At 68.7% G+C, this 12,708-nt stretch carries 13 protein-coding genes; 5 read left to right on the top strand and 8 right to left on the bottom strand.

The window, feature by feature from the left end:
- Window positions 1-1,368 (top strand): acetyl-CoA carboxylase biotin carboxylase subunit, encoded by a 1,368-nt coding sequence (gene accC, locus ABB25_RS10685; RefSeq protein ID WP_057666627.1) that lies wholly within the window; start codon window positions 1-3, stop codon window positions 1,366-1,368.
- Window positions 1,369-1,488: 120 nt separating this feature from the next.
- Here accC and ABB25_RS10680 read toward each other — a convergent pair whose 3' ends face one another.
- Entirely contained in the window at window positions 1,489-1,863 is a 375-nt protein-coding gene (locus ABB25_RS10680) for a hypothetical protein (RefSeq protein WP_057666625.1), read from the bottom strand.
- On the bottom strand, window positions 1,860-2,777 hold the full coding sequence (locus tag ABB25_RS10675) for a hypothetical protein (RefSeq protein ID WP_244477808.1): 918 nt from the start codon (window positions 2,775-2,777) through the stop codon (window positions 1,860-1,862). The genes ABB25_RS10680 and ABB25_RS10675 overlap by 4 nt, the downstream gene beginning before the upstream one ends.
- Before the next feature lie 210 nt (window positions 2,778-2,987).
- Here ABB25_RS10675 and prmA point away from each other — a divergent pair, with 210 nt between their 5' ends.
- From prmA to fis, 3 genes are all read left to right on the top strand, one after another.
- A complete protein-coding gene (gene prmA, locus ABB25_RS10670) occupies window positions 2,988-3,899 on the top strand; it encodes a 50S ribosomal protein L11 methyltransferase (RefSeq protein WP_057666623.1) in 912 nt (303 codons plus the stop codon).
- A 5-nt stretch (window positions 3,900-3,904) separates the two neighbouring features.
- Window positions 3,905-4,687: a DUF3426 domain-containing protein gene (locus ABB25_RS10665; protein WP_057666621.1), complete on the top strand. Its 783-nt coding sequence runs from the start codon at window positions 3,905-3,907 to the stop codon at window positions 4,685-4,687.
- Window positions 4,688-4,778: 91 nt separating this feature from the next.
- Complete coding sequence (fis, locus tag ABB25_RS10660) at window positions 4,779-5,060, top strand: DNA-binding transcriptional regulator Fis (protein ID WP_057666619.1); 282 nt, start codon at window positions 4,779-4,781, stop codon at window positions 5,058-5,060.
- A gap of 44 nt (window positions 5,061-5,104) precedes the next feature.
- Here the strand turns inward: fis and ABB25_RS10655 are convergent, their stop codons facing one another.
- From ABB25_RS10655 to ABB25_RS10630, 6 genes are all read right to left on the bottom strand, one after another.
- Window positions 5,105-6,106: a phosphatidate cytidylyltransferase gene (locus ABB25_RS10655; RefSeq protein WP_057666617.1), complete on the bottom strand. Its 1,002-nt coding sequence runs from the start codon at window positions 6,104-6,106 to the stop codon at window positions 5,105-5,107.
- Complete coding sequence (locus tag ABB25_RS10650; protein ID WP_057666615.1) at window positions 6,103-6,732, bottom strand: lysophospholipid acyltransferase family protein; 630 nt, start codon at window positions 6,730-6,732, stop codon at window positions 6,103-6,105. The genes ABB25_RS10655 and ABB25_RS10650 overlap by 4 nt, the downstream gene beginning before the upstream one ends.
- 13 nt (window positions 6,733-6,745) lie before the next feature.
- Window positions 6,746-7,183, bottom strand: coding sequence for a hypothetical protein (locus ABB25_RS10645; RefSeq protein WP_057666613.1), 438 nt, complete (start codon window positions 7,181-7,183; stop codon window positions 6,746-6,748).
- Window positions 7,180-8,517, bottom strand: a complete 1,338-nt coding sequence (locus ABB25_RS10640; protein ID WP_057666611.1) for a phosphatase PAP2/dual specificity phosphatase family protein — start codon at window positions 8,515-8,517, stop codon at window positions 7,180-7,182. Before ABB25_RS10640 ends, ABB25_RS10645 begins: the two co-directional genes overlap by 4 nt.
- Before the next feature lie 2 nt (window positions 8,518-8,519).
- Window positions 8,520-10,271: a bifunctional alpha/beta hydrolase/class I SAM-dependent methyltransferase gene (locus ABB25_RS10635; RefSeq protein WP_057666609.1), complete on the bottom strand. Its 1,752-nt coding sequence runs from the start codon at window positions 10,269-10,271 to the stop codon at window positions 8,520-8,522.
- Between the two features lie 65 nt (window positions 10,272-10,336).
- The gene (locus ABB25_RS10630; RefSeq protein WP_057666608.1) at window positions 10,337-10,957 is read right to left on the bottom strand and encodes a CDP-alcohol phosphatidyltransferase family protein; all 621 of its coding nucleotides are present in this window, start codon (window positions 10,955-10,957) and stop codon (window positions 10,337-10,339) included.
- A gap of 160 nt (window positions 10,958-11,117) precedes the next feature.
- Between ABB25_RS10630 and purH the strand changes: the two genes are divergently transcribed.
- A complete protein-coding gene (gene purH, locus ABB25_RS10625) occupies window positions 11,118-12,698 on the top strand; it encodes a bifunctional phosphoribosylaminoimidazolecarboxamide formyltransferase/IMP cyclohydrolase (protein ID WP_057666606.1) in 1,581 nt (526 codons plus the stop codon).
- Window positions 12,699-12,708: the final 10 nt, after the last annotated feature.

The following is a 12,708-nucleotide window of genomic DNA, read 5'->3' as shown; positions in this document are numbered from 1 at the left end:
ATGATCGAGAAGGTCGTCATCGCCAACCGTGGCGAAATCGCATTGCGCATCGTGCGTGCCTGCCAGGCGCTGGGCATCCGCACCGTGGCCGTGCACTCCACCGTGGACCGCAACCTCAAGCACGTGGCGATGGCCGATGAATCGGTCTGCATCGGCCCGGGCCCGTCGGCGGAAAGCTACCTGAACATGCCGCGGATCATTGCCGCGGCCGAAGTCACCGATGCCCAGGCCATCCATCCCGGCTACGGTTTCCTGTCGGAAAACGCCGATTTTGCCGAGCGCGTGGAGCAGTCCGGCTTCGTGTTCATCGGCCCGCGCCCGGAAACCATCCGCCTGATGGGCGACAAGGTCGAGGCAATCCGCGCGATGAAGGCTGCCGGCGTGCCGTGCGTGCCCGGCTCGGGCGGCCCGCTGGGCGATGACATCGTCACCAATACCAAGATCGCCCGCGAGATCGGCTACCCGGTCATCATCAAGGCCTCCGGCGGCGGCGGCGGCCGTGGCATGCGCGTGGTGCATGCCGAGGGCGCGCTGAAGTCGGCCATCGAGACCACCAAGTCCGAGGCCAAGGCGGCCTTCGGCAACGGCGAGGTCTACATGGAGAAGTACCTGGAGAATCCGCGCCATGTGGAAATCCAGGTGCTGGCCGACGGCCAGGGCAATGCCATCCACCTGGGCGAGCGCGACTGCTCGATGCAGCGCCGCCACCAGAAGGTGGTCGAGGAAGCCCCGGCACCGGGGATCAGCGAGGAACTGCGTGCGGAAATCGGCAAGGTCTGCGTCGATGCCTGCATCCGTATTGGCTACCGCGGCGCCGGCACCTTCGAGTTCCTGTTCGAGGACGGCCGTTTCTACTTCATTGAAATGAACACCCGCATCCAGGTCGAACACCCGGTCACCGAAATGGTCACCGGCATCGACCTGGTTGCCGAACAGCTGCGCATCGCCTGCGGCCAGAAGCTGTCGATCAAGCAGAGCGACGTGGTGCTGAGCGGCCACGCGATCGAGTGCCGGATCAACGCCGAGGACCCGGAAAGCTTCATGCCGCACCCGGGCACGATCACCGCCTTCCACCCGCCCGGTGGCCCGGGGGTGCGCGTGGATACCCACATCTACGCCGGCTACAAGGTGCCGCCGAACTATGACTCGATGATCGGCAAGCTCATCGTGCATGGCCCGGACCGTGAAACCGCCATCGCCCGCATGCGGGTGGCGCTGAACGAGACGGTGATCGAGGGCATCAAGAGCAACATCCCGCTGCAGCAGCGGATCATGCGCGATGTCGGCTTCCAGGCCGGTGGCCAGAACATCCACTACCTGGAAAAGCGTCTGGCCGAGCGCAAGACCAAGTCGATCGCGCTGACCTGAGCCAGCGCTGCGCGACAACGGAAAAAGGCGGGGAATCCCGCCTTTTTCTTTGCCCGTTGCCTGGCCCGCGTTCCACCGCCTGCCCGCGCGCGGACGCAGCGGCGGCGGCGGCCGTACGGCTTACCGGCCGGCAACCTCGGCAGCGCTGAGCTGGCTGCCCTCCACCGGCTCGGCGCCCAGCGCAGCGGCCGGGTCCAGGACCATCACCGTTTCGGTGGAACCATCGGGCCAGATGATCTGCAGCGAACTGCCCGAGGGCAGGGTGGAAAACGGCGTGCCGCTCTGGGCCCGGTAGATGGCGGCAATCTGGCCGGCGCCGGCACGGCGCAGGTCCGGATCGGACTGCACCGTGGTCAGCTTGACCCGGGAAAGACTGCGGTAACGCTCCTCCCAGGCATCCACCAGCAGCACCCCGACCGCGCCGGCCGAATAGGTGCCCAGCAGCAGGACCCAGACCCAGAATTTGGCGCCATGCAGAAAACGACGGTGTTTCATTGCAACTCCCCCCGCGCCGGCGTGCGCCGCAGGCTGTTGATCAGCTCGTTCATTTTTTCCACACCCTGTCGCGGAACCGCGGCATCGAACACAAAAGATTCAAAATCCTGGCCGGGCCTGCGTGAGCAGATCCCGCCATTGGCGCAATAGCCATTCATCAACACACTGTCCGGGCCGCAGGCCAGGCCCAGGCGGCAGGCAGCCACCTGCCAGGCCAGCTGGCTGAGCGTGTTGCCGGCCACCGTCCCGCTCAGTGCCAGGTCCCCGGCCGCCGCCGCGCCCATTGCCGGCGACAGCGCCAGGAAGGCTTCCGGATCCTGTGACTGGATCACCCGCCGGACCAGCTCCTGCCGGTACTGCGGCTGCGGGCTCAGGGGCTCGCCCATCGCCAGCAGCGCCGCTTCGGCAGCCAGGTTGCCCGCCTGGGCCGCCTGTTGCCGGCGCTGCAGCAGCACCCGCCGGCCCGGCGGCTCGGCGGCGGCAAAACCGGCACAACGCCGGCCCACCTGCTGCCGCGCGGCCAACAGGCCGGGGCTTGCCTGCAGATCCAGCGCCGACAGCATCGCGCTGTCCAGGGCATAGCCCTGCGGGTCGCTGGCATACAGGCCGCAGTAATCGTAGATGCGGGTCATCGTCCACGCTGCCTGAGCATCACCACCATCGGCGGCAAGCCGCAGCTGCGCGGCGTAATCAAACAGATCCTCGCGCGCTTCCAGCGCCTGTCGCATGTCCAGCGGACGGTCCGGCGCGTGGTCGGCCGGATGTGCCGGCGGCAAGCCCGCCGGATGCGCCTGCGCCGAGGCCAGCGGCAGTGGCCGCGGCACCTGCGCCACCTGGCTGCTGCCGGTACGGCCGCTGCTGCCGGACACGCCCGCCGCCTGCCGCAGCCACTGGGCGCTGTAGATTCCCAGCACCAACAGCACCGCCGCCGCTGACAGCAACCACGGACAACGCAGGTTTTTGGACGTGGCGCAAAGCATGCAGGGCGGCCGGAGCCAGTGGAATGTCTGGGTAAAGTCTAACCAGTTGCGGCAACGGATCGAACCGGCGGCCAATCCAACCGCGCAATCAGCCGCCGGCTCGTCTACGATGCCCGCTTCTGTCTTGTTGCTGTCCGCCCCACCATGCCATTTCTCGAACTCACCCTGCGCTGCACCGAAACCACCCAGCCCCGTTACGAGAACGCGCTGGAAGACCTCGGTGCGCTGTCGGTCACCCTGCTCGATGCCGATGCCGACACCAGCAACGAGCGGGCGATCCTCGAACCGGGGGTGGGCGAGCTGCCGTTGTGGAACGAACTGGTGCTGACCGCGCTGTTCGATGCCGATACCAACGCGCTGGCGCTGCTGGCCGCACTGGAAGCGTTTGACAGCGGCCTGGACTGGTCCGGGGTCAGCTTCCGGGCGGTGGCCGACGAGGACTGGGAGCGCGCCTGGCTGGATACCTTCAAGCCGATGTCGTTTGGCCGGCGCACCTGGATCGTGCCGTGGAACCATGAACTGCCGGAAGCCGCGCAGACCGCCGATGCGGCGATCGTGCGCCTGGATCCGGGCCTGGCCTTTGGTTCGGGCACCCACCCGACCACCGCGCTGTGCCTGCGCTGGCTCGATGGCCTGGCCGACGAGGGCCTGCTGGCCGGGCAGACGGTGCTGGATTTCGGCTGCGGCTCGGGCATCCTCGCGCTGGCCGCGCTCAAGCTCGGCGCCGCCGCGGCGGTGGGCGTGGACAACGACCCGCAGGCGATCATCGCCACCAACGACAACGCCCAGCGCAACGGCGTGCAGATCACCGCCTGCCTGCCCGAGGACGAGCCGGTGGCGACCTATCCGGTGGTGGTGGCCAACATCCTGGCCAGCGCCCTGGATGCACTGGCCGAGGTGCTGGCCAGCCGCGTCGCCAGCGGCGGGCGGATTGCCCTGTCGGGCATCCTGCATGGCCAGGAGGACGAACTGCTGCAGCGTTACGCAGCCTGGTTCGATGACCTGGTCGCGACCCGCGATGGCGACTGGATGCGGATTGAAGGCCGCCGCCGTTAACGCCGATGAGCCCGCACCACCCGCCCCGCCAGTCCCTTGCCGCCCTGCTGCGCAGTCCCGCCGCCGCAAGCGGCAGTGAGAACACCGGTGATGCAACCGGTGATGCGGCTGCTGATGTGACCGCTGATACGGTCAGCGACGCAGCGCAGGCCCGCAGCGACGCGCTGCCAGCCGCCGACGCCGGCATCCCGGCCACGGCCGCGCCGGCCATGGCCACGCAGACCGAAACCGTGCCGTTGCCCGCAGCGGACGGCACCCCGCTGACCGCCGCAGGCGCAGCCGTCGAGGCAACCCCGACCTTCCTGCGCCAGCACCGGCCCGGGCCGGCCGCGGCACGCTGGCAGTGGGCCGTGTTGCTGGGCCTGGCGCTGTTGCTGCTGCTGCAGGTGGTGCTGGCTGACCGCGCACGGCTGGCCAGCAGTGCCACCCACCGGCCCTGGCTGCAATCGCTGTGCGGGCTGCTGGCCTGCAACCTGCCGGCCTGGCAGGAACCGGAAGCCTTCACCATGCTCGAGCGCAGCGTGCTGCCGGTACCCGGCCAGCCCGGCACGCTGCAGGTGGAAGCCAGCTTCCGCAATGACGCCCGCTTTGCCCAGGCGCTGCCGCTGATCGAGCTGACCCTGTCCACCGCCGATGGCCAGGTCAGCGGTCAGCGGATCTTCTCCCCGGCCGAATACCTCGGCGGCGACGACGGGCTGACACTGGCTCCCGGGCAGAGTGCCCAGGCGCGCTTCCAGCTGGTCGAGCCTGAACCGGCGGCCGAAGCCTTCCACTTCCGCTTCCGCTAGGCCCGGGGCGTGACCCTGCCGGCGTGGCGCGTTAGACTTGGCACCTGCACGGCCACCTCGCTGGCCGGTATCAACCTCGCCGGAAACTCCCTTGAACGTACCCGCCTCCCGTCCTGACAACAGTCGTGGCGCCACCCGCCCGCCGTTGCGTGAAAACGTTGCCCAGGCTGTCCGCCGCTACCTGCGCGACCTGGATGGCTGTGATGCCGATGACGTTTACGAGGTGGTGCTGCGCGAGATGGAGATCCCGCTGTTCACCGAAGTGCTCAACCACTGCGAAGGCAACCAGAGCCGCGCCGCGGCGATGCTCGGCATCCACCGCGCCACCCTGCGCAAGAAGCTGCGCGAATACGGCCTGATCGAATCTGCCTGATCGAATCTGTCTGAGCCGCCCGCGGCAGCCGCGCTGGCCGGCCCTCAGCCGCCACCGGCCTTCCAGTAGTAACGCACCACGTGGAAGAACACCGGCGCGGCAAAACACACCGAATCCAGCCGGTCGAGCACGCCGCCATGGCCCTCGATCAGGTGGCCCCAGTCCTTGATCCCGCGGTCGCGCTTGATCGCCGACATCACCAACCCGCCCCAGAAGCCCATCAGGGTGATCAACAGCGACAGCGCGAACGCCTGCAACGGCGTGAACGGGGTGATCCACCACAGCCCCGCGCCGAGCACGCTGGCACTGAGCACGCCGCCGACAAAGCCTTCCACGGTCTTGGATGGTGACAGCTTTGGCGCGATCAGGTGCCGGCCCAGCAGCTTGCCCCAGATGTACTGCAGCACGTCCGAGGACTGCACCACGATCACCAGGAAGGCGAACAGCAGCAGGTTGCGCGCCGGGTCATGCCCGGGCACCTGCAGGTTCAGCAGCAGCGGCACGTGCGACAGGCAGAACACGCAGATCATCAGCCCCCACTGCACCTTGGCCGTGCGCTCCAGATAGTGGGTGGTATCACCACCGATGGTGGCCAGGATCGGCAGGAACAAAAACGCGTAGACCGGGATCAGCAGCGTGTACAGGCCGTACCAATCGATCCAGACCAGGTAGTACTGCCACGGCAACACCAGGTAGAAGGCCGCCAGCAGTGCGTAGTAATCTCCCGAACGGGTCGGTGCCAGGGTGATGAACTCGCGCAGGGCCAACAGCGAGATCAGCGCAAACAGCACGATCACCCCGGCACGGCCGAACAGCAGCGCCAGCCCGACCACGATCACCATCACCCACCAGGCGCGGATGCGTGCCACCAGGTTGGCAATCACCGCACTGGGCTGGCCACGCCGACGCTGGCGCCAGCTCAGCATCTCGGCCACCAGCGTGGCCAGTACCAGCACTGCGCCGATGCCGGCAAACAGCAGGCTGCTCTGCTGGCCGACGCTGCGTGTGGCCAGGTCGGCGGAAACCGGAATCAACAAGCTGTTCATGCGCGTGCGCCCTCCGGTGCCAGTGCCAGCAGCGCCTGCCGGCTGCGCGCGAGGAAGGCGGCCTTGTCCTCGCCGGCCTGCAGCCGCAGCGGCGTGCCGAAGCTGGCCGTGCACAGCAGCGGCAGCGGCAACAACCGCCCCTTGGGCATCACCCGCTTCAGGTTGTCGATCCACACCGGCACGAACTCCAGCTCCGGGCGCTGCCGGGCCAGGTGGTAGATGCCGCTCTTGAACGGCAGCAGTGTCTCCTCGCCACTGTTGCGGGTGCCTTCCGGGAACAGGATCAACGAACAGCCCTGGTCCACCGCCGTGCACAGCACCTGCAGCGGATCGTGCTGACGGCTGGCCGCCTCGCGCTGGACCAGCACGGCGTTGAACACCGCATCAATCAGGTAACGGCGCAGGCGGTCACGCTGCCAGTAGTCGGCCGCCGCCACCGGGCGCACCTGGCGGCGCAGCGCCGGCGGCAACGATGACCAGATCAGCACGAAATCGCCGTGGCTGGTGTGGTTTCCGTAATAGACCCGGTGGGCACTGGAAGGCGCGCAGCCAAGCCACAGCGCACGCGCGCCGGTCAGCAGCTGGATGGCGCCACTGCAGGCGCGGGCGATCAGTTCGGCAAACATGGCTTGCTCCTGTTCAAATCAACGGCCAGCCCAGCGCCAGCAGCAGCGTGGCCAACTGCAGTGCACAGGCCAGGTGCTGGCGCAGCAGCAGCCGGCGCATGCCGGCCCAGCGCAGTTCCCAGCCACATGTTGCCGCAGCCGCCGCTGCCGGCCTCAGGCCAGTGGCCTGCAGCTGCTCATCCAGCCAGCGCGCGGCGGCCTCGCCGCCAAGGCCCTGGTCCTGCAGCAGCTGCAGCAGGCCGGCATCGAGCTGCAGCCGCCAGGCGTAGTAGCCCTGCACCAGCCCGCCGGCCACACTGGCCAGCCACAGCACCTGGCTGACCGGCGCCGGCGCGGGCACCAGCCCGAGCAGCAGCAACGCCACCAGCAGCAGCCCCAGCGACAATGTCGCCGGCAGCCGGCCCTGGCGCAGCAGCAGTTGCATCATCGGCAGCGCCGGCAACGCGCTCATGTACCGACTCCAGCCGCCATCGCAATCGCCTGCCGGTGTGCCGGATGCAGCACGATGGCCGGCCGCACCGCGCGCAGTCGGGCCACCGCCTCGTCCACGCTGCGCGCGCGGCCGCTGCACAGCAGCCAGGTCGCCACACTGGCGGCACTGCGCGAATACCCCAGCGCGCAGCACACCAGCAGCGGGCCGTGCGCGCGCAGGCGCTCGATCGCCGCGGCGGCTGCGCGCAGCTGCTCAGGATCAGGCACCACCAGGTCAAGCATCGGCACGCTGGCATAGGCCGCGCCCGGCGCCGGGCAGGACAGCTCGGCGCAGGTGTCGACCACCGCCAGCAGCGGCGCCGGCAATGCGCGGCCCGGCATCCGTCCCAGCCAGACCCCGTCGGCCACCGCCACCGGCTGCGACGCGCGCCAGGTCCACAGCCGCGAGTTGAGCCAGGCCGCGCCCAGGTACGGCGCCAGCAGCCAGCGCGCGGCCAGCCCCAGGCGGCCATCGGCACGCTTCTGGAACACGCCCGCACCCAGCCCGGCATAGCCCAGGGCCACCAGCAGCAGCGAGGCTACCGGCCACAGCAACCACAGCGCCGCCCCGCCCAGCCATAGCGCCGGCAGGATCAGCAGCGCCGCCCCGAGCAGGTACAGCATGGCCAGCCGCCAGCGCCGGCGATCACGCGTGGCCTGCCACGCACGCAGCGGTGGCGTGCCCTGCTCGGGCCATAGCCACACGCACAGCCAGCCGACCAGCAGCCCGGTCGGGATGTCGATGAAATGGTGCTGGAAGGTGGTCAGCACAGAGACCCCGATCAGCAGTGCCCAGCCATGTAGCAGCCAGCGCCAGTGGCCGTGCAGGTACTGGGCAAACTTCACCCAGAGCACGACCAGCAACACGATGTGCAGCGACGGGGCCTGGTTGAACGGCTTGTCAAAGCCGAGCAGCACATCGAACAGCCAGCCGTACACGCCATCGGTGGCCGGGCGCTGGAAGCTGAAGCGCAGCGGCCAGAGCAGGAAGCAGGTCACCGCGATCAGCTGCGCGCTGAGCAGGCGCAGCGCATGCCGGTCCAGTTCCAGCCGCTGCCGGCACAGCAACAGCGACAGCGCGTAGAACGCATCGATCGACCAGTACGGCACGATCGTCCACGGCAGGAACGGGATCGCGCTTTCCCAGCCGAACACCAGCACCGGCACCACGGGCTGGCGGGCGGCCATCCAATTGGCAAAGCCGTAGCTGGCAAAGAAGAACGGGCCGAGCACGGCCAGCCACAACAATGCGCGTCGCCACGGCCGCGCCGTGGCTGGAGCCGCTGCCACCGCGGTGGTGGTCACGCTGGTCATCCTCAGCCAACCCGGCGTGCCAGCGACACGCTGAAAATGCCAAATTCATCAATACGCTGGGCCACCTTTTCAAACCCGGCCAGGCGCACCAGCTCGTCCATTTCCTGCTGGCTGCGCCGGCGCATTACCCAGGCCACGCCATCGCGATGGCTGGTCAGTGCCCGGGCGATGAACTCCAGCTGCGGATGCCAGGGCTGGCCGGTATAGGCCAGGTAGCCGCCCACCGGCACCGCCGCGGCAATGCCCTGCAGCGAGCGCAGCACCGCATCGTTGTCGCTGAACAGCTCGTACAGGCCGGACACCACCGCCAGCGTCGGTGGCGGCTCGACCGCCGCCAGCTGTGCCGGGTCGAAGGCATCGCCCTGTTCGAAACGGGCAATGTCGCCGGCACCCAGCTGCTCGATCAGCGCCTGGCCGTGGGTCACGTTCAGGTCGCTGAAATCACGCAGCAAAATCGCATCGGCGCGCTGTCCGCCCTGGCCCAGCGCCTGGAGCACGTAACGGCCATGGCCGGCGGCCACGTCCAGCACGCGCACCGGCAGGCCCTGCCCGCGCAGGCGCGTGGCGGCCTCCACCAGCAGCTGCTGCAGGTGCTGGCCACGGATGCGGATACCGCGCCAGCCGATCGCCTCCAGGTAGATGCGGTCCACCAGCCGCCCCAGCGGGCCCCAGCCCTGGGCCTGGTTGCGGTAGATGTAATCCAGCGAGCTGCCCGAATCAAAGCCGGTGGCCAGGCCCAGCGCGATGCCCTCCGACAGCCGCCCGCCCAGGCGCAGCCCGGCACGCACCGCACGCCAGCGCAGGTCGGCCAGGCTGTTGCGCTGCGGCGGCCACGCCAGGATCTCGGCCTCGTCGAAGCTCGGCCCATGGCGGTGGGCATCACGCCGCGACAGCGTGCGCAGCGGCTCGGCAAAGCGCGCCTGGATGAAGCTGCGGATCGCCGCCAATGCCGGCGCCCGATCGCGCTCGCCCAAGGTGTCGTGGAAGAAACCGGGCAGGTAGACGCGCTGCTTGACCGGGCTGGACAGGCGCTCGTAGAAGCGGTCCTGCGGGCCACGGTGCACGACGAAATCGGCACCGGACACCAGCAGCTGCAGCGGCACGCTGATGGCCTGCGCATCGGCCACCACGCGGTCGGCGGTCGCGTACAGGCCCAACAGCACCCGCACCGAAATCGGCCGGGTGATCAGCGGGTCATTGCGGTAGCTGTCCACCCGCGCCGGGTCATGGGTCAGCCATTGCGGCTTGACGTAGCTGTTGACGAAGAAGTTGCCACGCAGCTTCTGCATCAGTGCCAGCCCCGGGCGTGCGAACGGCACATACAGTTTGACCTTGAACGCCGGCGAGGCCAGCACCAGCGCACGCAGCCGCGGGGCGTAATCGTGCACCCAGGTCGCCGCAACGACCGCGCCCACACTCTGTGCGATCACCACGATGTCCTCCACCGCGATGCCATGTTCGCTGCCGATATGGGCGATGAAACTGTCCAGGTCACGCACCAGGGCGTCAAACCCGGGGGCATCACCGCGTTGCCCCGGGGAACGGCCGTTGCCGCGCGCATCCCAGGCAAAGAAGGCGGTGTCGGGCAGGTCGAGCTCGTCAACCAGATGCGCCACCCGGCCCGAATGCTCATGCCCGCGATGCAGCAGCACGATCGCCCTGGCCGGCGCGCCTGGCTGGATGGCCGGCCAATGCCGGTAAAACAGTGCGGCCTGGTCAAAGCTGTGGAACTCCCTCTCCTGCGCCTTACGCATGCAATCTCCTGGTGATGTGCCGCTGCGGCACCCACAGCGGCGCCAGTCAATTCAATTCAATCCATTTACTGCAATGGCGTCGCCGCCGCTTGTTTCAGCCCCTGGCGCACCCGGCGGACCAGGGTCAGCGCGCACAGCAGCGACAGCCCCCAGGCCACCGCGCTCACGGTGGCGCCGCCGACCCAGGCAAAGGCCAGCAGCAGCCCGAGCACGCCGATGACGAAGGCACGGTCGCTCTTGCCCATCGGCCCGTCGTAGCGGCGGCCGGCACCGACCATCGGTCCGAGTACGCCAGCGTATTCGCTCAGCGCCGCACTCCAGGCCAGCAGCCACAGCGCCTCGGCGTGTACGCCCGGCACGCTGAGCAGGCTCAGGTACAGCGCCGCATCGGCGATCACATCGCACAGCTCGTTCAGATAGGCGCCCAGCCGCGACTGCTGGCCGAACTCGCGCGCCAGCATGCCGTCCACCGCATTGAGCGCCATGCGCAACAGCATCCACAACGGCAGGGCCAGGTACAGCAGTGGCTGCGCCGGCGCCCGGTACCAGATGCCGGCGGCCACCAGCAGCGAGCCCAGCGCGGCGGCCACGGTCACCGTGTTGGCGGTGACCCCCAGCCGGTACAGAGCACCGACGGCCGGCCGCAGCAGGTCCTGGAAACGTCCTTTCAGTGCATAGATCGACACGACCCGAACCCGCTCATCCTTGTCAAGGCCGGCACAGCCTAACCCATCGCCGGCCGGGTCCGGCAAGCGCCCACGTCCGGCGCAGGTCTTCCGGCACCCCCAGCCCTGATGACACGGCGGCTACAATAGGGCCCCCACTCCCACCGCTGTGATCCGCCCCATGGCCTGTGATCTGCTGCCCGTCCGCCGGGCCCTGCTCTCCGTTTCCGACAAGACCGGCCTGATCGAGCTGGCCTCCGCCCTGGCCGCACGCGGCGTCGAGCTGCTCTCCACCGGCGGCACCGCCAAGGCGATCCGCGAGGCCGGCCTGCCGGTCAAGGATGTGGCCGAGGTCACCGGTTTCCCGGAAATGATGGACGGCCGGGTCAAGACCCTGCACCCGATGGTCCACGGCGGCCTGCTCGGCCGCGCCGGCACCGATGATGCGGTGATGGCCGAGCACGGCATCGCCCCGATCGACCTGCTGGTACTCAACCTCTACCCGTTCGAGGCGGTCACCGCCAAGGCCGGCTGCACCCTGGCCGATGCGGTGGAGAACATCGACATCGGCGGCCCGGCGATGCTGCGCAGCGCGGCCAAGAATTTCGTCCGCGTCGCCGTGGCCACCAGCCCGGACCAGTACCCCGGCCTGATCGCCGAGCTGGAAGCCAACAACGGCCAGCTCTCCAGCGCCCAGCGCTTTGCGCTGTCGGTGGCCGCGTTCAACCGCGTGGCCCAGTACGACGCGGCCATCAGCAACTACCTCTCGGCGGTGACCGAAACTTCCGAAGTTCCGGTCCGTTCCGAATACCCGGCCCAGCTCAACCAGTCCTTCGTCAAGGTGATGGACCTGCGCTACGGCGAGAACCCGCACCAGACCGGCGCCTTCTTCCGTGACCTGAACCCGGTGCCGGGCACCCTGGCCACGTTTGAGCAGCTGCAGGGCAAGGAGCTGAGCTACAACAACCTGGCCGACGCCGATGCCGCGCTGGAATGCGTGCGCCAGTTCGATGTCCCGGCCTGCGTCATCGTCAAGCACGCCAACCCCTGCGGTGTGGCCGTGGCCGCGACCATCGCCGATGCGTATGAAAAGGCCTACGACACCGACCCGACCAGCGCGTTCGGCGGCATCATCGCCTTCAACCAGCCGGTGGACGCGGCGCTGATGGCCTCCATCCTGGACCGCCAGTTCGTCGAGGTGCTGATCGCCCCGGACTACAGCATTGAGGCCCTGGCCTACGCCACCAAGAAGGCCAACGTGCGCGTGCTGCGCATTCCGCAAGGCGAGGGCCGCAACGGCTATGACCTCAAGCGCATCGGCTCCGGCCTGCTGGTGCAGTCGGCCGACAACCGCGGCATGAGCCTGGGCGAACTGACCACCGTCACCGACCGCGCCCCGACCGAAGCCGAGCTGCGCGACCTGCTGTTTGCCTGGCGCGTGGCCAAGTACGTCAAGTCCAACGCGATTGTGTATGCCAAGGACGAGCGCACCATCGGCGTCGGCGCCGGCCAGATGAGCCGCGTCTACTCCGCGCGCATCGCCGGCATCAAGGCCAATGACGCCGGCCTGGTCGTACCGGGTTCGGTGATGGCCTCCGACGCCTTCTTCCCGTTCCGTGACGGCCTGGACGCCGCGGCCGAAGCCGGCATCACTGCCGTCATCCAGCCGGGCGGTTCGATGCGCGATGCCGAAGTGATTGCCGCCGCCAACGAGCACGGCATCGCGATGGTGTTCACCGGCGTGCGTCACTTCCGCCACTGAGGGAAACGGC

The organism is Stenotrophomonas koreensis, assembly GCF_001431525.1.
Classification (GTDB): domain Bacteria; phylum Pseudomonadota; class Gammaproteobacteria; order Xanthomonadales; family Xanthomonadaceae; genus Stenotrophomonas; species Stenotrophomonas koreensis.
The sequence above is the reverse complement of the archived record's forward strand: the minus strand, read 5'-3'. Positions and strand labels throughout refer to the sequence as shown.

Excerpts from the sequence above, each read along its gene's own strand:
- ABB25_RS10640 (WP_057666611.1), bottom strand. The coding sequence starts at position 8,517 with ATGACCAGCGTGACCACCACCGCGGTGGCAGCGGCTCCAGCCACGGCG.
- accC (WP_057666627.1), top strand. The coding sequence starts at position 1 with ATGATCGAGAAGGTCGTCATCGCCAACCGTGGCGAAATCGCATTGCGC.
- ABB25_RS10635 (WP_057666609.1), bottom strand. The coding sequence starts at position 10,271 with ATGCGTAAGGCGCAGGAGAGGGAGTTCCACAGCTTTGACCAGGCCGCA.
- ABB25_RS10650 (WP_057666615.1), bottom strand. The coding sequence starts at position 6,732 with ATGTTTGCCGAACTGATCGCCCGCGCCTGCAGTGGCGCCATCCAGCTG.
- ABB25_RS10645 (WP_057666613.1), bottom strand. The coding sequence starts at position 7,183 with ATGAGCGCGTTGCCGGCGCTGCCGATGATGCAACTGCTGCTGCGCCAG.
- prmA (WP_057666623.1), top strand. The coding sequence starts at position 2,988 with ATGCCATTTCTCGAACTCACCCTGCGCTGCACCGAAACCACCCAGCCC.
- ABB25_RS10665 (WP_057666621.1), top strand. The coding sequence starts at position 3,905 with ATGAGCCCGCACCACCCGCCCCGCCAGTCCCTTGCCGCCCTGCTGCGC.
- purH (WP_057666606.1), top strand. The coding sequence starts at position 11,118 with ATGGCCTGTGATCTGCTGCCCGTCCGCCGGGCCCTGCTCTCCGTTTCC.
- ABB25_RS10680 (WP_057666625.1), bottom strand. The coding sequence starts at position 1,863 with ATGAAACACCGTCGTTTTCTGCATGGCGCCAAATTCTGGGTCTGGGTC.
- ABB25_RS10655 (WP_057666617.1), bottom strand. The coding sequence starts at position 6,106 with ATGAACAGCTTGTTGATTCCGGTTTCCGCCGACCTGGCCACACGCAGC.